This window comes from Thalassorhabdus alkalitolerans, assembly GCF_042656525.1.
Taxonomy (GTDB): Bacteria; Bacillota; Bacilli; order Bacillales; family Marinococcaceae; genus Thalassorhabdus; species Thalassorhabdus alkalitolerans.
In genome coordinates this window covers 57,886-74,849 of sequence record NZ_JBHSOZ010000005.1, presented here as the reverse complement: position 1 = coordinate 74,849, position 16,964 = coordinate 57,886, and the positions used below count along the sequence as shown (strand labels likewise).

The 16,964-nt window shown below is 41.6% G+C and carries 24 protein-coding genes, 1 tRNA gene and 1 riboswitch; of the genes, 23 read left to right on the top strand and 2 right to left on the bottom strand.

From position 1 onward, the window contains the following. Window positions 1-14 precede the first annotated feature (14 nt). The 13 genes from ACFPU1_RS11175 to ACFPU1_RS11115 all read left to right on the top strand — a co-directional run bounded on the left by ACFPU1_RS11175 (window position 15) and on the right by ACFPU1_RS11115 (window position 10,057). Window positions 15-233: a YqgQ family protein gene (locus tag ACFPU1_RS11175; protein ID WP_054635439.1), complete on the top strand. Its 219-nt coding sequence runs from the start codon at window positions 15-17 to the stop codon at window positions 231-233. Beyond that, on the top strand, window positions 226-1,209 hold the full coding sequence (locus ACFPU1_RS11170; protein ID WP_385941121.1) for an ROK family glucokinase: 984 nt from the start codon (window positions 226-228) through the stop codon (window positions 1,207-1,209). Before ACFPU1_RS11175 ends, ACFPU1_RS11170 begins: the two co-directional genes overlap by 8 nt. A gap of 147 nt (window positions 1,210-1,356) precedes the next feature. Further along, window positions 1,357-2,772: an aspartate ammonia-lyase gene (gene aspA, locus ACFPU1_RS11165; RefSeq protein WP_385941118.1), complete on the top strand. Its 1,416-nt coding sequence runs from the start codon at window positions 1,357-1,359 to the stop codon at window positions 2,770-2,772. A 181-nt stretch (window positions 2,773-2,953) separates the two neighbouring features. Beyond that, window positions 2,954-3,062, top strand: a riboswitch (TPP riboswitch). Between the two features lie 94 nt (window positions 3,063-3,156). Further along, window positions 3,157-3,795, top strand: coding sequence for a thiamine phosphate synthase (thiE, locus tag ACFPU1_RS11160; protein WP_385941115.1), 639 nt, complete (start codon window positions 3,157-3,159; stop codon window positions 3,793-3,795). Continuing rightward, window positions 3,792-3,989, top strand: a complete 198-nt coding sequence (gene thiS, locus ACFPU1_RS11155) for a sulfur carrier protein ThiS (RefSeq protein ID WP_054635436.1) — start codon at window positions 3,792-3,794, stop codon at window positions 3,987-3,989. Before thiE ends, thiS begins: the two co-directional genes overlap by 4 nt. 5 nt (window positions 3,990-3,994) lie before the next feature. Then, window positions 3,995-4,777 (top strand): thiazole synthase, encoded by a 783-nt coding sequence (locus ACFPU1_RS11150; RefSeq protein ID WP_385941112.1) that lies wholly within the window; start codon window positions 3,995-3,997, stop codon window positions 4,775-4,777. A 40-nt stretch (window positions 4,778-4,817) separates the two neighbouring features. Next, window positions 4,818-5,924 (top strand): glycine oxidase ThiO, encoded by a 1,107-nt coding sequence (thiO, locus tag ACFPU1_RS11145; protein WP_385941109.1) that lies wholly within the window; start codon window positions 4,818-4,820, stop codon window positions 5,922-5,924. Between the two features lie 34 nt (window positions 5,925-5,958). Continuing rightward, window positions 5,959-6,762, top strand: coding sequence for a bifunctional hydroxymethylpyrimidine kinase/phosphomethylpyrimidine kinase (gene thiD / locus ACFPU1_RS11140; RefSeq protein ID WP_385941106.1), 804 nt, complete (start codon window positions 5,959-5,961; stop codon window positions 6,760-6,762). A 118-nt stretch (window positions 6,763-6,880) separates the two neighbouring features. After that, window positions 6,881-7,588 (top strand): ABC transporter ATP-binding protein, encoded by a 708-nt coding sequence (locus ACFPU1_RS11135; RefSeq protein WP_054635435.1) that lies wholly within the window; start codon window positions 6,881-6,883, stop codon window positions 7,586-7,588. Beyond that, the gene (locus ACFPU1_RS11130; protein WP_385941102.1) at window positions 7,585-8,352 is read left to right on the top strand and encodes an ABC transporter permease; all 768 of its coding nucleotides are present in this window, start codon (window positions 7,585-7,587) and stop codon (window positions 8,350-8,352) included. The genes ACFPU1_RS11135 and ACFPU1_RS11130 overlap by 4 nt, the downstream gene beginning before the upstream one ends. Window positions 8,353-8,369: 17 nt before the next feature. Next, window positions 8,370-8,993 carry a hypothetical protein gene (locus tag ACFPU1_RS11125; protein WP_385941099.1) on the top strand — a complete coding sequence of 208 codons (624 nt, stop codon included), beginning with the start codon at window positions 8,370-8,372 and terminating at the stop codon, window positions 8,991-8,993. Further along, complete coding sequence (locus ACFPU1_RS11120) at window positions 8,990-9,745, top strand: DUF1385 domain-containing protein (RefSeq protein WP_385941096.1); 756 nt, start codon at window positions 8,990-8,992, stop codon at window positions 9,743-9,745. The genes ACFPU1_RS11125 and ACFPU1_RS11120 overlap by 4 nt, the downstream gene beginning before the upstream one ends. Then, on the top strand, window positions 9,746-10,057 hold the full coding sequence (locus tag ACFPU1_RS11115) for an MTH1187 family thiamine-binding protein (protein WP_054635432.1): 312 nt from the start codon (window positions 9,746-9,748) through the stop codon (window positions 10,055-10,057). A 40-nt stretch (window positions 10,058-10,097) separates the two neighbouring features. Here the strand turns inward: ACFPU1_RS11115 and ACFPU1_RS11110 are convergent. Beyond that, a tRNA-Gln gene (locus ACFPU1_RS11110) sits at window positions 10,098-10,172 on the bottom strand. A gap of 119 nt (window positions 10,173-10,291) precedes the next feature. Between ACFPU1_RS11110 and comGA the strand changes: the two genes are divergently transcribed. Genes comGA through comGG form a run of 8 tightly spaced genes read left to right on the top strand, consistent with a single transcriptional unit; the run spans window position 10,292 to window position 14,426 of the window. After that, a complete protein-coding gene (gene comGA / locus ACFPU1_RS11105) occupies window positions 10,292-11,383 on the top strand; it encodes a competence type IV pilus ATPase ComGA (RefSeq protein WP_385941092.1) in 1,092 nt (363 codons plus the stop codon). Continuing rightward, complete coding sequence (comGB, locus tag ACFPU1_RS11100) at window positions 11,352-12,386, top strand: competence type IV pilus assembly protein ComGB (RefSeq protein ID WP_385941089.1); 1,035 nt, start codon at window positions 11,352-11,354, stop codon at window positions 12,384-12,386. The genes comGA and comGB overlap by 32 nt, the downstream gene beginning before the upstream one ends. 26 nt (window positions 12,387-12,412) lie before the next feature. Continuing rightward, window positions 12,413-12,580 (top strand): hypothetical protein, encoded by a 168-nt coding sequence (locus ACFPU1_RS11095; RefSeq protein WP_385941086.1) that lies wholly within the window; start codon window positions 12,413-12,415, stop codon window positions 12,578-12,580. Beyond that, a complete protein-coding gene (gene comGC, locus ACFPU1_RS11090) occupies window positions 12,577-12,888 on the top strand; it encodes a competence type IV pilus major pilin ComGC (RefSeq protein WP_054635428.1) in 312 nt (103 codons plus the stop codon). Before ACFPU1_RS11095 ends, comGC begins: the two co-directional genes overlap by 4 nt. After that, window positions 12,875-13,333: a competence type IV pilus minor pilin ComGD gene (comGD, locus tag ACFPU1_RS11085; protein WP_385941083.1), complete on the top strand. Its 459-nt coding sequence runs from the start codon at window positions 12,875-12,877 to the stop codon at window positions 13,331-13,333. The genes comGC and comGD overlap by 14 nt, the downstream gene beginning before the upstream one ends. After that, a complete protein-coding gene (locus ACFPU1_RS11080; protein WP_385941080.1) occupies window positions 13,299-13,649 on the top strand; it encodes a prepilin-type N-terminal cleavage/methylation domain-containing protein in 351 nt (116 codons plus the stop codon). The genes comGD and ACFPU1_RS11080 overlap by 35 nt, the downstream gene beginning before the upstream one ends. Continuing rightward, the gene (locus ACFPU1_RS11075) at window positions 13,624-14,094 is read left to right on the top strand and encodes a competence type IV pilus minor pilin ComGF (RefSeq protein ID WP_385941077.1); all 471 of its coding nucleotides are present in this window, start codon (window positions 13,624-13,626) and stop codon (window positions 14,092-14,094) included. The genes ACFPU1_RS11080 and ACFPU1_RS11075 overlap by 26 nt, the downstream gene beginning before the upstream one ends. Then, window positions 14,094-14,426: a competence type IV pilus minor pilin ComGG gene (gene comGG, locus ACFPU1_RS11070; RefSeq protein WP_385941074.1), complete on the top strand. Its 333-nt coding sequence runs from the start codon at window positions 14,094-14,096 to the stop codon at window positions 14,424-14,426. The genes ACFPU1_RS11075 and comGG overlap by 1 nt, the downstream gene beginning before the upstream one ends. A gap of 40 nt (window positions 14,427-14,466) precedes the next feature. Here comGG and ACFPU1_RS11065 read toward each other — a convergent pair whose 3' ends face one another. Further along, the gene (locus ACFPU1_RS11065) at window positions 14,467-15,297 is read right to left on the bottom strand and encodes an STAS domain-containing protein (protein WP_385941071.1); all 831 of its coding nucleotides are present in this window, start codon (window positions 15,295-15,297) and stop codon (window positions 14,467-14,469) included. Between the two features lie 514 nt (window positions 15,298-15,811). Here ACFPU1_RS11065 and ACFPU1_RS11060 point away from each other — a divergent pair. Both ACFPU1_RS11060 and ACFPU1_RS11055 read left to right on the top strand, forming a co-directional pair. Then, entirely contained in the window at window positions 15,812-16,231 is a 420-nt protein-coding gene (locus tag ACFPU1_RS11060; protein ID WP_054636485.1) for a hypothetical protein, read from the top strand. Between the two features lie 468 nt (window positions 16,232-16,699). Continuing rightward, a complete protein-coding gene (locus ACFPU1_RS11055) occupies window positions 16,700-16,900 on the top strand; it encodes a YqzE family protein (RefSeq protein WP_054636484.1) in 201 nt (66 codons plus the stop codon). Window positions 16,901-16,964 lie beyond the last annotated feature (64 nt).

The following is a 16,964-nucleotide window of genomic DNA, read 5'->3' as shown; positions in this document are numbered from 1 at the left end:
GAGGGTGTTTGTGAATGAATAATTTGTATGAATTAAAAAAGTGGCTGATAAGCTTCGGGGCAGTAATCTATACAAAGGATCCACTGGCTGATCTTGATTTAATAGAAGAGGAAGTAAAAGAAGCCTATAACATGGGCGTACTCGATAAAGATTCATATCAAAAAGCTTTATTAATAGTCAGACAGGAACGAAATAAAATTTCGCGAGAGAAAAGAGGTGAGTCTCATGAGTAATACATATCTGCTTGGCATTGATGTGGGCGGAACAGCCATAAAGATGGCTTTGTTTACGAAAGAAGGACCAATGATTAAGAAATGGTCTATTCCTACAGATAAACGAGAAAAAGGCAGCTATATTCCTGATGATATTGAAAGGTCAGTGATAAAAGAGCTGGAAAATGAAAGGATCACACTTGAACAGCTTGAAGGAGTTGGTCTTGGTGTTCCTGGTTTTGTGGACATAGAGAATGGAACAATTGAATTTGCAGTCAACATTGGCTGGAGAGATTTTCCTTTGGCCAAAATTTTATCGAAAAGTCTGTCTGTACCGGTTTTCCTGGATAATGACGCTAACCTGGCAGCCGCAGGAGAATACTGGAAGGGAGCCGGCAGATCAGCAAAGGATATGATCTGTTTTACGATAGGCACTGGTGTAGGCGGCGGTGTGATCGTAGGGGGAAATATTGTACATGGCGTAGAAGGGATGGCTGGAGAAGTCGGGCATATTACGGTTGACCCTTTTAGAGGGAAAACCTGTAATTGTGGCAAAACTGGCTGCCTGGAAACAGTGGCGTCAGCTACGGGAATGGTAAGTTCAGTAACGGAGAAACGAGAAAATAAAGAGTATCCAACTTCCATTCTTCAAAGTACAAGCGAGGAGAAGCTGACGACAAAGGAAATCTTTGAGGCCGCTGCCAGGAAAGACCCCCTTGCTACGGCAGTTATTGAGGAAGCGGCGTTGTACATCGGCCTTGCGGCAGCCAATGCTTGTACATTGCTGAATCCAGAAAGAATTGTTATTGGCGGCGGAGTGTCGGCTGCCGGAGAGGCTCTCCTGTCACCTATACAAAAATACTTTCAACGTTACGCCTTGGAAAAAGTAGCAAAAGGCACAGAGTTTGTTATTGCAGAATTAGGAAATGATGCAGGAGTAACGGGAGCGGCTTGGCTTGCCGCTAAATCTTTAGGTATTCTTCCGGAGAATCATTAAAAATGAATCATGCAAATTAATTTGCATTCAGCCCGTGTTATGCCTTTACACGGGCTGAATATGCGGATAGCATAATTTGTTGGAGAAAGGGTATACATACCTATAATACGAATGAAACTTAGTTCATTTGAGAAGGAGCGTTATTGTATGACAGAATTCCGAATTGAAAAAGATTTTCTCGGGGAGAAAAAGGTGCCAAAAGATGCGTATTATGGGATTCAGACGATCCGCGCCAAAGAAAATTTTCCGATCACTGGCTATCCACCTCACCCAGAGCTTATTCGCGCGTTCGGTTATGTCAAAAAGGCTGCAGCGATGGCAAATAGAGATGTGGGCGTACTTAACAAAAAAATTGCCAAGGCTATCATCCAGGCAGCAGATGAAGTGATTGAAGGAGCGTATAATGATCAGTTTATTGTGGACGCCATTCAAGGAGGAGCCGGCACCTCCTTTAACATGAATACAAATGAAGTGATCGCCAACAGGGCAATTGAACTGCTAGGAGGAGAAAAAGGGGATTATTTGAAGGTGAGTCCTAATACTCATGTTAATATGGCTCAGTCAACAAATGACACGTTCCCTACTGCCATTCATATTTCTTCCTTGCTTTTGTCCAAAGGGCTGACCCAGGCACTCTCGGATATTGTAGATACCATGAAACGAAAAGAGCAGGAATTTGATGAAGTCATTAAGATGGGAAGAACTCATCTTCAAGACGCAGTACCCATTAGGCTTGGACAGGAGTTCGGGGCTTATAGAAGAGTGCTGACGAGGGATTTGAACCGTATTAAAAAATCTGTGGACCATTTGTTTGAAATTAACATGGGGGCGACAGCTGTAGGAACAGGTTTAAATGCGAAGCCTGAGTACATTGAAAAAGTGGCAGAATATTTGGCTGACCTAACTGGTTTCCCTTTGTTCAGTGCAGAAGATCTTGTAGATGCCACGCAAAATACAGACGCCTATACAGAACTATCCGCAGCTCTTAAAGTGCATGCTATTAACCTATCAAAAATTGCAAACGATTTACGATTAATGAGTTCAGGTCCAAGAACAGGGTTTAATGAGATTAACCTTCCGCCAAGGCAGCCAGGTTCCTCTATTATGCCTGGAAAAGTTAACCCGGTCATGGCAGAGGTGGTTAATCAGATTGCGTTTCAAGTGATGGGGAATGACCATACAATATGCATGGCCTCAGAAGCAGGACAGCTTGAGTTAAATGTAATGGAACCTGTTTTAGTTTTTAACTTGCTTCAGTCTCTTTCCATTTTACAAAACGGACTAAATTCCTTCAGGCAGCTGGCTCTGGAGGATTTGACCGCCAATGTGGAACGAACGAAACACATGGTGGAGCACAGTGTCGGAATAATAACCGCTATTAATCCCCATGTAGGATATGAAACAGCCTCCAGAATTGCAAAAGAAGCTATTCAGACAGGAATGAGTGTAAGGCAAATTTGCCTGGAAAGAGGAATTCTTACCGAAGAAGAGCTTGATGAAATACTCAATGCAAAAGAAATGACGAACCCAGGAATAGCTGGAGGGCGTTTTATCTTTGATTAATGCAAGGAGCTGGTCAGAAGTTTTTCTGACTGGCTTTTTTTGCGGTTTATTTTTGGAAGAACAGGGAGAATGCCATGAAAAAAGTATCAAAATATGTTCGTTGGATTGAGGGAAATGGGTTGTTATCTATTAAATTTATGGGATAATATTTATATTGTATTCTTTAAAATAATAGACCTTTATAGATGACTAGGGGTGCCGGACAGGAAGCCGGCTGAGAAAAAGGTGGTCCTTTTACCCTTGAACCTGATCTGGTTGATGCCAGCGTAGGAAAGTCGATGAGTAGGAAACTGACGTCATCCACTGCGCTGGGTGACGTTTTTTTATATGTTTTAAGATTCTCTTTCACAACAAAGGACTTAGCATCAGAAAGGAGGCGGAAGTATGAAGGACTTTCGCTTATATACGATAACTGGAGAAGAATTTCATAGCGGCCGTTCTATGCTTGAGGTAATGGAAGAAGCAGTAAAGGGCGGGTCAGATATTATTCAGCTTCGGGATAAATTCAGCAGCAAAAAAGAAGTGTTTGAAAAAGCCAAAAAGTTAAGGGAAATGACTGCCCGTTATGGGGCTGCCTTTATTGTAAACGACCATATTGATGTTGCTCTTGCAGCAGGAGCTGATGGTATTCATTTAGGCCAGGATGATCTTCCTTTATCAGAGGCAAGGAAAATTGTAGGCGAAGATATGATTATTGGAATTTCCACCCATGCGATTGAAGAAGCAAGAGAAGCAGAACGAAATGGGGCCGATTATATTGGGGTGGGGCCGGTTTTTGCCACGAAAAGCAAAGTGGACGTCATTGATCCAGTGACGACCTCTTATGTAAAGCAGGTAGCTGATGAAATTACTATCCCGTTTGTGGCGATTGGAGGCATTAAGCTTCATAACGTGGATCAGGTAATTGATGCTGGAGCAGACAGGATTTGCGCCATCAGTGAGATTGTCGGCAGTACAGATATTCAAGGAACATGCCAGGGCTTTTTAGATAAATTGGATGCAAAGAGGAGGATTGAAAAATGATCATTGAGGTGAACGGAGAAAAAAAGGACCTGCAAGTACAGACATTAATTGAGGTAGTTGAGCATTTTGATCTTCAGGATAAAATGATTGTCACCGAAGTTGAAGGAAAGATTATTGACCGTGATCAGTGGGACGTGACGGAAGTACAGCCTGGAATGAAAATAGAACTGGTTCACTTTGTAGGAGGAGGATGATCACAATGACGAAAAAGGATAAGTTAGTAATAGGAGATGTAGAGCTTTCTTCTCGCTTCTTCCTGGGCACAGGCCGTTATCCGAATCCGTTTGTTCAAAATGAAGCAATACGTGAGAGTGGGACTGAAGTACTGACATTTGCTATCCGCCGTGTAAATCTGGAGGCCCCGGATGAGGATGCTATTCTACAGCATGTGGAAGGAAAAATCTTTCAGTACCTTCCCAATACTTCCGGTGCCAAAACGGCAGAAGAAGCGGTTAGAATTGCTCAGCTGGCAAAGGCTTCTGGCTTGAGCAGCTGGATTAAGGTTGAAATCAGTGCAAATGAAAAAACACTTTTACCTGACCCGGTAGAAACACTAAAGGCTACCGAGCAGCTGGCTAAAGAAGGGTTTACTGTTCTTCCCTATACTTCAGATGACCCAGTACTTTGCAAACGTTTGGAAGAAGCAGGAGCAGCTGCTGTCATGCCGGGGGCTGCTCCAATAGGGACAGGACTGGGTGTGTTGAATCCTTATAACCTTTCCTTGATTATTGAAGAAGCGAACGTACCAATTATTGTCGATGCGGGGCTTGGCTCGGCCAAAGATGTAACAGAAGTTATGGAGCTTGGAGCAGATGGGGTGCTTATGAACACTCCTGTAGCTAAAGCCAAGGACCCTGTTCGGATGGCTGCTGCCATGAAGCACGCGATTGAGGCTGGACGTCTTTCTTATGAAGCCGGAAGGATTCAGAAGAAACGGTATGCAACAGCAAGCAGTGGTTATGAAACCTTCATATCAAAATAGACAGAGGCTGATGAAGGCTGAGAAAGCAGGTGTACAGGGGATGAAGGAATCAATTATTATTCTTGGCGGAGGAGTAATTGGCCTGGCTGCTGCCTTTGAGTGCAGGCGGCGGGGCCATGACGTTACTCTTCTTGAAAAGGTGAGTTGCGGGGGACAAGCTTCTGGTGCAGCAGCAGGGATGCTGGCACCGTTTTCTGAAATTGAAGAAGACCCCGACGATTTTTTCAGGCTGGGTCTGAGAAGCTTAAGGCTTTATTCTCAGTGGATTGAAGATGTAAAAAAGAACTCGGAAACAAACTTTGAGTTCAGTAATTCAGGCAGCCTTCATGTCGTATACCATGAGGCTGATTTATTGTCTCTTGAGTCGAGGCAGCGCTGGCAGGGTGAATTCGGAGTAGAGGCTGAAATAATAAAAGGAAGAGAGCTTTTTGACCTTGAGCCTAAACTGTCAAAAGACGTTATAGCAGCCATGCGTTACCCGGAAGAAAGTCATGTTTATGCACCAGGTTATGTAAAGGCTTTAGAAGAAGCATGCCGGAACCTTGGAGTAACTATTAAAGACCACTTGGAAGAAGTAACAGTCAAGGAATGGGAGTCGGCTGTTTTGCTTCAAGCAAAGAACGGAGAAACGTTTACGGCCGACAAACTCGTCATTTCTTCTGGTGCCTGGGCAAAAGAAATGGAAAACGTATTTCAGATGAATATACCCATTGTGCCGATTCGAGGACAGATTTGCGCCTATGAGATTAACAACGGCGAGGTACAGCACATTGTATACTCTCCTCAAGGCTATCTCGTCCCAAAAGAAAACGGATCATTAATTAACGGAGCCTCTGAGGACATTGCAGGTTTTAATACTGAGGTAACGAAAAAAGGAATTGACCGTCTGGTTAAATGGAATAAAAATGTCTTTCCTTTTCTTGAGGGAAAAGAACCATTCCATTCCTGGGCCGGCCTTCGTCCTGCCACACAAGACGGCTATCCCCTGATTGGAAAGAAGAAAGAAGCCGCCCATATTATCTTTGCTGCAGGGCATTACCGAAATGGAATATTATTAAGCCCGGTGACTGCAGAAATCGTAGCAGATACTATTGATGGAAAAGAAGCGGAGATTCCTCTTCATCTTTTTGACCCCAATCGGTTTTAGGTAGAGAAAATTGCATGTGGAAGGAGGTGCAAACATGTCTACAATGGCAAAAGCACTAACCATTGCCGGTTCTGACAGCGGCGGCGGTGCAGGAATTCAAGCGGACTTAAAAACATTCCAGGAAAGAGGCGTGTTTGGCACAAGCGTAATCACTGCGGTAACTGCTCAAAATACGTTGGGGGTACATGGAGTGTATCCCCAGTCTCTTGAAAGCATTGAAGCTCAGTTACATGCGGTCCTCTCTGATATTGGAGCTGACGCCTTAAAAACGGGGATGCTTTTTTCTGCAGAAATTATTGAGCTTGTCAGCAAGTTGTGTAAGGAATATAACGTTACTAATATTGTGGTGGATCCGGTAATGATTGCTAAGGGGGGATCAGAACTTTTACAGCAAGAGGCTGTAGAAGCTCTGACAACTCAGCTGCTTCCATTAGCCACAGTGATTACGCCTAATCTTCCAGAAGCGGAAAAGATACTAGGAGCAGGCAGTATTAAAACACTTGGTGATATGAAAGAAGCAGTCAGAGAGCTGAAAAGTGTGGGACCACAGTCAGTTGTTTTAAAGGGAGGACACTTGGAAGACGAGATAGCGACAGACTTGTTTTTTGACGGAGAGAGAATGATTCCTTTTGAAACCCCAAGAATAAATACAAAACATACACACGGAACAGGATGCACATTTGCTGCATGTATTGCAGCTGAGCTTGCGAAAGGGAATTCTCTTGTAGAGTCTGTGACAGTTGCTAAACAATTTATTACAGCAGCAATTGAGCATTCCTTGATGTTAGGCACAGGAATAGGTCCTACAAATCACGCAGCCCACCGATTAAAAAAGTAGGATGATCAAGGAAAAAAGAGCGCAAGTGCGCTCTTTTTCCATGTCTGTGGCTGTCTCTTTGCCTTTCATTCTTTCAGGATTTATACTTATGATACAGCTAGTAAGAAGGAGATTTTCCATGGCAGAGATAGTTTTTGAGCTGTGCAATGTTTCAACTGAACACTTAAACGATGTTAATCTTTCGCTGGAAGAGGGGAAAATTTCGTGCTTATTTGGACCTTCAGGAGCGGGAAAAAGCAGTATCCTGTACTTGCTGAACCGTTTGTCAGACCAGGGAGCTGGAGACATTTATTACCGTGGAACCTCCCTTGCCAGTTTACCTGTCCAGAAGTTGAGACGAGATGTTGGAATGGTTTTTCAAGAGTCTGCTTTGTTTGAAGGCACGGTTGAAGATAACCTGAAATACGGGCCAGCTTTACACCATTCCTGGTCTCCTAATGATGGCGAAAAGTTATTAAGAAAAGTAAAGCTTCCTGCAGAATTTCTATCTAAGTCAGCTGATAGCTTGTCAGGGGGAGAAAAACAGAGAGTGGCTCTCGCAAGGACACTTGCCAATGACCCAGACGTGCTGCTTCTTGATGAAGTGACGAGTGCACTGGATGTAAAAAGCACAGAAGCAATAGAGGAACTTCTGAAGAACGTAGTAAAAAATGAGAGAAAGACGATTGTAATGGTGAGTCATAATATAAACCAAATCAGGCGACTGGCTGATTATGCTTACTTCATTGATAAAGGGAAGGTTATTGAGGAAGGTCCTCCAGAGTCATTGATTAGTGAACCGAAAACAAAGTGGCTTAGATTGTTTTTAAAGGATAGTATTTCATGAACGAAATTGAAATAACAAACACGACCCTGTTTTTTTTACTTGTTTTTATCATTATTCCTGTATGCTTATCTTATTATTATTCTTTGGGGCTCTCTCGGTCAATTCTGTGGTCAGCTTTTAGAGGAATTTCCCAATTACTTCTTATTGGGTATATACTTACATTTTTATTCGGGTTAGAACCACTCCAAGGGATTCCCCTAATGCTTGCGATTATGATTATGACCGCGGCTTTGCATGCGGCTAAAAAGGGGAAAGGAATACCATATATTCTGCCAGTAGTATTTATAATAATGGTTGTAATAGAAGGAATGGTTCTCGCCTTATGGCTCAGCTTCCAGATTATTGACTTTGAGCCTGACCAGGTCATCCCTATGAGCGGAATGGTTATAGGCAATAGCATGGTAGCAATTGGACTTGCTCTAGATAAGCTAAAAAGCGAAATGAAAACAGAAAAAGAAAAAATCCTGGCTTCACTAGCATTAGGTGCTTCTCCTGCTCAAGCTACTCAGCCATTTGTTAAAAGAATTATACGTTCAGCTATGATTCCAAACATTGATGGGTTAAAGACCATTGGGATCGTCCAGCTTCCAGGAATGATGACCGGATTAATTTTGGGTGGAGTCTCACCTTTAGTTGCTGTTCGGTTTCAAATTGTCATTTCTTTAAGTATTTTTGTAGCCGTGTCGTTAAGCGCAATGTTAGCTGTTTTAATCGTTTACAGGTTCTTCTTTAACAGCCGGATGCAATTAATAGAGAGGGAGTAAAAAGAGGAGGGATAAAAGTGTTAAATGGAAACAAATTAGTTGTGATTTTGCCCGTTTTTTTAATGATTTTTTTGTTTGTAGGCGGGGCTGTTTATGTGCAGCAGTCTGAAGAAGTTACCAATGAAGCTCTCCATGAAGAAGTGGAGTGGGAAACATTGATGACACATAACGGTGAGAATGAAGGCCTCACAACTCTCAGGGCAGCCTGGGAATGGACAGCTATGCCAAGTGAGGGATTGGCTGGCGAGGATTATATTGGGGTAACGTTTTTAGACGAAGACGGCCAGCCGATGCAAGCCGAGCTTGCTGATGAGAGCCATATACATTTAACCTATGGTAATGAAGTCGTCTATGAAGACGAAGCGGTGAGCGTAGAAAATGGCTTTGTCTTTTCCTTTCCGAACGAAACAGACGAGCATCAAAGCTTTGGAGATAGAGGCAACATAGAAGTGACAGTAGAAACGGAAGACAATCCACAGAGAGCGATTGTGAGCTATCTGCATACGTGGGAGGCTCATGATGGATTAGAAAAAACAGATGCCCGGTTTTTTGAGCCTGTCCTGTCTGGAATGAGAGACAGTGACTCCTCTTACTGGGTAATTGAAAGGTATGTAGATAATGAAGAAAGCGCAAATGAATGACTAAAGGTCTCTCTTATCAGAAGGGGATTCTATTCTTTGGAAGACGTTTTGCAGGAGGGGCTCATGTAGAAGAAGGCCAGATTCAAACATGGACAGCTCCCTTAACTATAAAAACATTGTGGAAGGCTGTTCGTTATGTTTTTGGTTCTTTGCCCTGGTGGTACAAAGGAACCGCCTTCTTTTTGTGCAGCGCCATTTTATTAACCCAATCTTGGCTTTGGCCGACTTGGAATGTTCCTGACCTCCCTTGGTACATCCTTGTTCTTTTCTTCTTTGGCAGCCACTTTATGTTTCCTAAAGAGTGGAAAAAGTTCCACGGAGCTGAACACAAGCTATTCAGCTGTAAAGGTAATGTTGACCGTGCTGATTTGACGGCTCTTAAGAGAGCTTCTATTACAAACAGATATTGTTCAACAAACATTGCTTTCCTGTACTTTTGTTTTCTGCTCATGGGAACATTAATGTTTCAATTTTTTACTGGATGGGAAAATGCAATAGCAGCTTCTGCTTATGGGAGTGTTCCTGCTTCTTTCTTTTCTCACAGAATTCTTCAAAAAAGAAGAGGAGCCAGAGTGAGGGAGCCTTTATTGAAAATATCTTTTTTGCTGCAAAGAAAAGTAACCTGCGCTGATCCAGAGCGTATTCACCTGCTGGCTGCAATCGATGGATACAAGGCATTTGCAAAACAGGAGTTTCCTCAGCTTCCTATAGTGGAATGTAATAAACCAAGAACGGAAAAGGAGGAATTGTAAATGGCAATTGCAGATATTAATATTACCCCTCTTGGTAAGGAAACAACAAGCATGAGTGATGAAGTAGCTGATGTTCATAAGCTTCTAGAAGATTATAAGGATAAAGTGAAATTCCAGCTGACACCTACCAGTACGATTCTGGAGGGAGACGTAAACGATTTATACCAAATCATTCAAAAGCTTCATGAAGAATCATTTAATCAGGATACGAAGCGTGTAGCAGTGAATATCCGCATTGACGACCGCCGTGATGCTGAAGAAGACATGAATGAAAAGGTACAAGAAGTAGAAGAAAAAGTCGAAAACAAGTAATGTAAAAAAGCATGGGGCAAAGCCCATGCTTTTTTATGTATGGTTGGGATGGCAGGATTCGAACCTGCGCATCACGGAGTCAAAGTCCGATGCCTTACCGCTTGGCTACATCCCATCAACATTTAGTATTGTGCTCAGTAAAAAAATCTTTATGCAATAATTTAAAAAAAAGAAAAGGAAAAACAAAAAAAGTGTCGAATGAATATACTCATCACTTATGAAAGGTTGTGTTATATGCCAAGTTTAGAACAAGACAGCATAGCTCTGCTGACAGATGCTGTGAATAGGAAAGCTTCAGATATTCATTTCCATCCCCGTGAAAATGGAACGGCTGTTTTATTTCGTATTCAAGGAGACCTTCACTTTAGAACACACATCAGCCGCCGAAGAGCTGAAAGGCTGATCGCTCATTTCAAATTTATATCCGGCATGGACATTGGTGAACAACGCCGGCCCCAAAATGGTGCCTTATTTTATTCTCAGCTTTCGCCGCCTCATCATTTGCGCTTTTCCACACTTCCGACCCCCTATAAGGAAAGTTTAGTCATACGTCTTCTCCCGCAGGATAACAGCCTCTCTCTTTCCGAACTGTCATTATTTCCCCAGCCCATTACACTTTTAAAAAAACTTATACACCATCCTTATGGCCTCCTTATATTCACCGGTCCCACTGGTTCCGGGAAAACCACTACACTTTACTCCCTTCTTCATGAATTATATGAAAAAAAGCAGCCTACAATCTTAACAATTGAGGATCCGATCGAGAAGAGAACAGATAAGTTCCTGCAAATAGGAGTAAATCCAAAATCTGGTATTACTTATGCAGAAGGACTGCGCTCTTCCTTACGTCATGACCCTGATATCATTATGATTGGCGAGATCAGAGATGAAGAGACGGCGGCAGCTGCCATTCGTGCTGCTTTGACTGGACACCTTGTTGTCAGCACGCTTCACAGCAGGGATAAGGTTGGAGCATTGTTCCGCCTGCAGGATTTAGGCATTAATAAGCTTGACTTAAAAGAAACACTCCTTGGAGTTGTTTCCCAGCGTCTTGTTAGAAAGCAATGTACGTTTTGTCAGGGGAACTGTTCTATTTATTGTCCACAATACATTCGAGGAGGAAGAACGGCTCTTTTTGATATCCTTGCCAATGAAGAGCTGGAGGGTGCTTTAGAGATGCTGCCGAAAATAAACAATAAGCATATAAGAAATAAGCTTCCTGGTTACTTGTTAAAGGGAATAGCTCTTGGATATCTCCCCATGAATTCATGGAAAGATGGAGGTGACCAGGGTATTGAGACGGAAGAAATGGAAAGGAAAAGATAAAGCAGCATACTTACTTAAGCTTGGCCAGTTGATTGAACAGGGGTACACACTTCCTGAAAGTATTACATTTTTAACCTATGAACAAACGGAAGAGGTTCAGCTTCTCTGCAAGGAATGGATGAACTCGATAGCAGATGGATCTTCAGTTCATGAAAGTCTGCGTCTTCTGGATTATCCTGAAGATGTGCTTGCCTTCCTGTATTTTTCTGAGCATTACGGAAGCCTGGAAGAAGGCTTTAAAGGAGCTGGAAGGTTATATAGTAAGAAAGAAGAAATAAAAGAGAAAGTGAGAATTTTATCCCGCTACCCAATTTTGTTAATTTGGATCTTATCGCTCTTATGTATTATGATGGTGCATTATTTATTTCCTCAGTTTAACCTCCTGTTTTCTTCTATGGACATGGAATTTCCCCTCATTACCAGAGTTATGATCAAAATAATGGAATTGGCTCCCCTGGCAGCCGGCATTTTTGTGCTAACCTTATTTATTAGTTTCTTGTACTATATGAAAGTATTCAGACGCTTATCCCCACACACTCAAATGGAAAAAGTGTACCGCATTCCGGTTCTTTCTCATTTTTTCCGCATGATTATTACCTATTATTTCTCTTCTCAGTTAAGCAGCTTACTAAAGGGTGGCTTGACTATTCATGATGCTTTAACTGTATTTGAAAGACAGGATCACTTGTTTTTTTTCCAGGAAGAAGGAAAACAATTAAAAGAGAAATTAAAAGAAGGTATTGAGTTTCCAAAAGTGATTGATGAAAGGGGGTGGTTTCTTAAGGATCTGGTATTTGTGATCCACCATGGGCAAACATCTGGAAAGCTTGCTGAAGACCTTTATTTTTATCAGCAACGATTGATGGGGATCATCGAGAGCCTGATGAAAAAATGGGTTATGGCTCTTCAGCCTTCTCTGTTCCTGATTGTAGGTGCATTGGTCCTTGCTTTATTCTTATCAATTTTTCTTCCTATTTTCCAGTTGATGACTTCTCTAGGGTAAAACAATTCTTGAAAGGAGGTGTGGGAATGATCAGAAAAGAAGCCGGAAAAATCGAATGGGGAACTCTTTTAGAGAAAATAAAAGGCATAGAGGAAAGAATTTCGCAGATGGAAACGAGCCAGCAAGAAGATGTAAAGTCACTCGTAGAAATGGTCTGCTTTGAAAGAGTAAGAAAAACAGGAGGGATAGAATGAAACACATAAAAAATCAAAAAGGCTTCACACTGATTGAGATGATGATTGTATTGCTCATCATTACAGTCTTACTGTTAATAGCTGTTCCTAATATGGTCAAAAATAACTCTGTTGCCCAGTCAAAAGGGTGCGAGGCGACGGTAGATCTGCTTCAAACTCAAGTAGCAACCTATGAAGTTGAACATGGAGATAGACCTTCTTCTTTAAATAATCTACTTGAAGAGGGGTATGTAGATCGGATTACTTGTCCAGATGGCTCTTCTCTCACTTTGTCTAATGGTACTGTTGTAAGAAATGGCTCCTCGTAATTTCCCTCATGCAATAAACCAAAAAGGTCATACATTAATTGAAATGCTTTTGGTTCTATCGATCCTTTCTGTTGCTTTATCACTTCCCTTCTTATACTTTTCGACTATTCAATCTTCGGTAAAAAGTAAAGAGTTTATTGAACAGCTAGAGAACGACTTACTCAGAGTGCAACAGACTGCTCTAGTTACAGACAAAACAGTGCTTCTGCGCATTTATCCTCACCGGAATGAATATCAAATACGAACATACAGCGAGGTGCTTGAAGTAAGATCTATCCCGGAAGACGTTCAGTTTACCTTTCATACGATAAATGCAGATGAAATCAGGTATTTAGCGAATGGAAATATTTTTAAACCGGGAACTATTTTTCTAAGAGCAGGCGATAAACAATACCGAATAGTATTTTTGCTTGGTAGGGGGAGGTTTTATATTCAAGAATACTAATGGCTTTACATTAATAGAGGTCGTAGGGGCCTTAAGCATCATTACAGTAATCGCAGCTGTTCTTGTCCCCGTTTATACTCTTGTTCAGACAGAGAGACAAGTGATCGCCCAGGAAAGAGCAGCACTCTCTATTCTTGAGGAAGAAATGTATTTTATTGATGAGGCAGCCTCTACTTTTGATCATGAGAAAACAAGGTGGCTGGGGGACAATGAATTTTTCATTGAGACAAAAGAAGGAAAAGACTGGAATGAAATTTGTATCAGTTGGCTAAATGTAAAACAGAGGCCCGGTGAGCATTGTGCCTATTTTAAATAAAGGATTTACCTTAATAGAGACATTGATAAGTCTTGTGATTGTAACCGCCATCGCTGCCTTTCTTCCCCTGGCCATTTCTTCCTTAGACGGTACCGGCTCTATTGAAAGAATGAAAAGTGAACAGGAGAAAGATATTTTTTTTCAGCAACTGCGACTTGATACAAAATATACTGGCATGATAACTACTGGAGTGCAAAGAATTGAACTTGAGGAAGAAACAGAGATAATCACCTATGAACTAATAGGGACCAATATTGTACGAAAGGTAAATCAAAAGGGGTATGAGATTGTCCTTCAACATGTTTCTGACTTTGAAGCTGAAATGGTTGGAGAGGGGGCAAAAGTCGTAGTTACAGCAGAAAGCGGGGCTTCCGGCTTTGTTCATATTGGACCATCTCAGTTTGAGAAGGGAGTGCATGAAGGATGGATCAGCAGGGGGCAGTAATGCCAGCCGTATTATTCTTCTCTCTTTTGCTGGGAGGGGTGATTGTACATCACCTGTTGTTATTTGGAAATGAGAAAATGATGATGAAAGAGACAGGCTCCTCGTTTTTACTTGACCGAATGATTATAGAAGGAGAAAGGGACTGGTGGGAAGAGTGGGACCCAAAGCAGAAAGTGGTACAAAAAACAATCACTTACCCTGCAGGCAGTATCACGTATGAAAGCACTGAGCTTACCTCTTCTCTTGTCCATGTTCGCTGGGTTGCAAAAACAGACAGCGGTCAGGAACGTCAGCACTATATATTTTATCACTTGCCTGATACGGAGCCATAAAACCAGAAAAACTGTGCCCCTTCTGAAGAGGCACAGTTTGTTATTTATTTTTTTCTTCTAACAACGTGAATACTGCTTGTTTTAAATGAGCATAGGTTGTTAAGCCGTTAAATTTAATCCCAAGATGGACTGCTGTCTGGGCTATTTCTGGCCTGATTCCTGTAATAATTGTTTCTATACCGAGTATGGTGAGAGTTTTATGAAGCTGGAAAATTTCATGGGCAACCATCGTATCCATAAATGGAACACCAGAAACATCAATAATTAAATGCTCAATTTCCAGGTCAGAACTTTTCTTTAAAGCTTGTTCCTGAATAATTTTTGCTCGATATGTATCGATTTCCCCAATAATAGGAAGAACCCCTATACTGTCTGATATTGGTATAATGGGTACACTCAAATCCAAAATGACCTGCTGTTGAGCTTCTGTTTTTTCTGTGTCAAACTCCTGGTACTTGCGAATAAAAAGTTCTGCTGCTTCATCAAGTGTTTGATCCAGCCTCTGTATCCAAGTCAGCACTTCTATTGGATTAACCTCAGAAGAATAGACAGACACAAAGTCTTGAACCTTCTTATTCATAAGCATACGAAAGGTTTTAAACTTCTGAATGGAGTGATATAAGGGTGTTCCTAATTTAATCCTTTTAGCTGCAGTACGCTCAGTCCAGTCTTTAAAATTGGTTTCTTCAAGCAGTCCTTGGCTCGCTGTGCGTACAAATTCTTCATCGTTTTTGTAAAAATCCTTTTCGTGATTAGAAAATATCTCCCCTGTACCAGACTTTTTGCTGGCGATCTGCTGCCATTCAGTCACAATGTGTCCTGCTTGATTCTCTAAATATTCCTGAAGGGCTTCTATATTCGTCGTATTCATGTCCTCACCTCTAGCTTATGATCCAACCCAACTGTAAAACATATAATCATATACGTGTGTGCTTACTATGAGAACGAAATCGCTTAGAACGAGTATGGAGTTTCTGAAGGTAAGCTTAAAGACAGCAACTAAAGATTAAACAGCCCCAGCAATGAATGCAGGAGGCCCCATCAATAATCATTCTTCACTGCGATCCAAAAAATAACACAAGTATAATTCTCTTCTTTACCCATAATGTACTTTCTGGAAACATGAAAAATGTGATAAAATGTGTAACATATCCCAGCGTTAACGCAATGAAGGATACAACGAAGGAAAAACATATTGAAATATTTTGTCGAATTATGCATAATACAAATAATGAAAGAATTAACATTTTTTATGGGGTCACATAAGCTGGCTTTTTCTAATGAGAAAGGGCTGCTTTTACGGAATAGGAAAGTCGAAAAGGACATAGGCATAAATAATGCATCATTAGTGCTGGCAAAGAAAGCCGGATGGGAGAGGGACATGGATGGTAAAGGACGGTAATTTAAGTCTCGAAGAGCTTTATGAGCACGCAAACAGACTGTGCATGGAGCATTGGGGAATAACATATACAGGTAGAATTGAACTTGTTAGTAGAAACTGGGCAGCAAGAAATGGTTGTTTTATTTATGACAGAGGGACAGAGGAACGTTTTATCCGAATGAGCAAGAAAAGAAACAGCGGAAGAAAAAAAGAAGAGGTGCTTGCTACTCTTCTCCATGAGCTGGTTCATTGGCGTCTCCATTCTCAGGGGCTTCCTGCCAGGGACAGCGATGAAGAATTTGTCCGGGAATGCCTGCGTGTAGGTGCCAGCATCAGTTTAACTCAAGCGGCCCAGGATGCAGTAAAAAGGTTTAAAGAAGAAGCTGAAAAAGCAGCAGAAGCAAAGGCTATGATTGAGAGTTAGGATCAGAGTAGAAAGGAAACTGGGACAAAACGGCCTCAGCTAAGTAAATAAGGCTCCAATTATCAAATGACGATAATTGGAGCCTTATTTTTAGATCCATGAGGACGATCCTCGCTGGTTAGCTGATGCCTTGCCAGCGGCATAGAAGACACCGTGAAAGCGAATGAAATGATCTTGAACGGATGGCGCACTTGTCCCTTTAGGTGCATAGAAGACACCGTGAAAGCGAATGAAATGAAGCATGAGCGGATGTCGCACTTGTGCCTTCAGGTACAAGTGAGTATTTTTGAACAAGCAACGACATACTGGAGACAAAAAAGAGCTCTTACCGATGACGAGGGTTCTTCTCGTTAGCTGGGTTTTGTCCCAGCTTTTTTTGTGTTTTTATGAGAAAGACTTTTCCTTACATATTATAAAACTGAGTAAAGTTGTCTTTATTTGACCAGAATAAAGACAGGAGGGATGACCATGCAGCCTAACCCGTTTATTCAATATCTTATTGAACGTTTTGTAGAAGCAATCGAAGAACCGGAAGACACGAGGAAACAAAGAAAGATAAAGAGGAAGGAAGAAAGGCCCCCACTGCTTTTTCGCTGGTTTGGCCTTTTGCCTACAGCCATAAAGGTGACTTTTCAGAAACAAAAAAGGCGTTTAAGAAGAACCACATAAATAGTGTGTCATAGAGCGTAGACGAACAATAGACCTTAATAAAAAGAAAAGCATTTATTCCTTA

Bases quoted from the DNA above. Each gene is read 5' to 3' on its own strand.
- comGD (WP_385941083.1), top strand. From the start codon at position 12,875: ATGGCTCCTCGTAATTTCCCTCATGCAATAAACCAAAAAGGTCATACA.
- aspA (WP_385941118.1), top strand. From the start codon at position 1,357: ATGACAGAATTCCGAATTGAAAAAGATTTTCTCGGGGAGAAAAAGGTG.
- thiE (WP_385941115.1), top strand. From the start codon at position 3,157: ATGAAGGACTTTCGCTTATATACGATAACTGGAGAAGAATTTCATAGC.
- ACFPU1_RS11095 (WP_385941086.1), top strand. From the start codon at position 12,413: ATGATCAGAAAAGAAGCCGGAAAAATCGAATGGGGAACTCTTTTAGAG.
- ACFPU1_RS11115 (WP_054635432.1), top strand. From the start codon at position 9,746: ATGGCAATTGCAGATATTAATATTACCCCTCTTGGTAAGGAAACAACA.
- comGA (WP_385941092.1), top strand. From the start codon at position 10,292: ATGCCAAGTTTAGAACAAGACAGCATAGCTCTGCTGACAGATGCTGTG.
- ACFPU1_RS11055 (WP_054636484.1), top strand. From the start codon at position 16,700: ATGCAGCCTAACCCGTTTATTCAATATCTTATTGAACGTTTTGTAGAA.
- thiO (WP_385941109.1), top strand. From the start codon at position 4,818: ATGAAGGAATCAATTATTATTCTTGGCGGAGGAGTAATTGGCCTGGCT.
- ACFPU1_RS11065 (WP_385941071.1), bottom strand. From the start codon at position 15,297: ATGAATACGACGAATATAGAAGCCCTTCAGGAATATTTAGAGAATCAA.
- ACFPU1_RS11130 (WP_385941102.1), top strand. From the start codon at position 7,585: ATGAACGAAATTGAAATAACAAACACGACCCTGTTTTTTTTACTTGTT.
- ACFPU1_RS11120 (WP_385941096.1), top strand. From the start codon at position 8,990: ATGACTAAAGGTCTCTCTTATCAGAAGGGGATTCTATTCTTTGGAAGA.
- ACFPU1_RS11170 (WP_385941121.1), top strand. From the start codon at position 226: ATGAGTAATACATATCTGCTTGGCATTGATGTGGGCGGAACAGCCATA.
- ACFPU1_RS11060 (WP_054636485.1), top strand. From the start codon at position 15,812: ATGGTAAAGGACGGTAATTTAAGTCTCGAAGAGCTTTATGAGCACGCA.
- ACFPU1_RS11175 (WP_054635439.1), top strand. From the start codon at position 15: ATGAATAATTTGTATGAATTAAAAAAGTGGCTGATAAGCTTCGGGGCA.
- thiS (WP_054635436.1), top strand. From the start codon at position 3,792: ATGATCATTGAGGTGAACGGAGAAAAAAAGGACCTGCAAGTACAGACA.
- thiD (WP_385941106.1), top strand. From the start codon at position 5,959: ATGTCTACAATGGCAAAAGCACTAACCATTGCCGGTTCTGACAGCGGC.
- comGG (WP_385941074.1), top strand. From the start codon at position 14,094: ATGCCAGCCGTATTATTCTTCTCTCTTTTGCTGGGAGGGGTGATTGTA.
- ACFPU1_RS11135 (WP_054635435.1), top strand. From the start codon at position 6,881: ATGGCAGAGATAGTTTTTGAGCTGTGCAATGTTTCAACTGAACACTTA.
- ACFPU1_RS11150 (WP_385941112.1), top strand. From the start codon at position 3,995: ATGACGAAAAAGGATAAGTTAGTAATAGGAGATGTAGAGCTTTCTTCT.
- comGC (WP_054635428.1), top strand. From the start codon at position 12,577: ATGAAACACATAAAAAATCAAAAAGGCTTCACACTGATTGAGATGATG.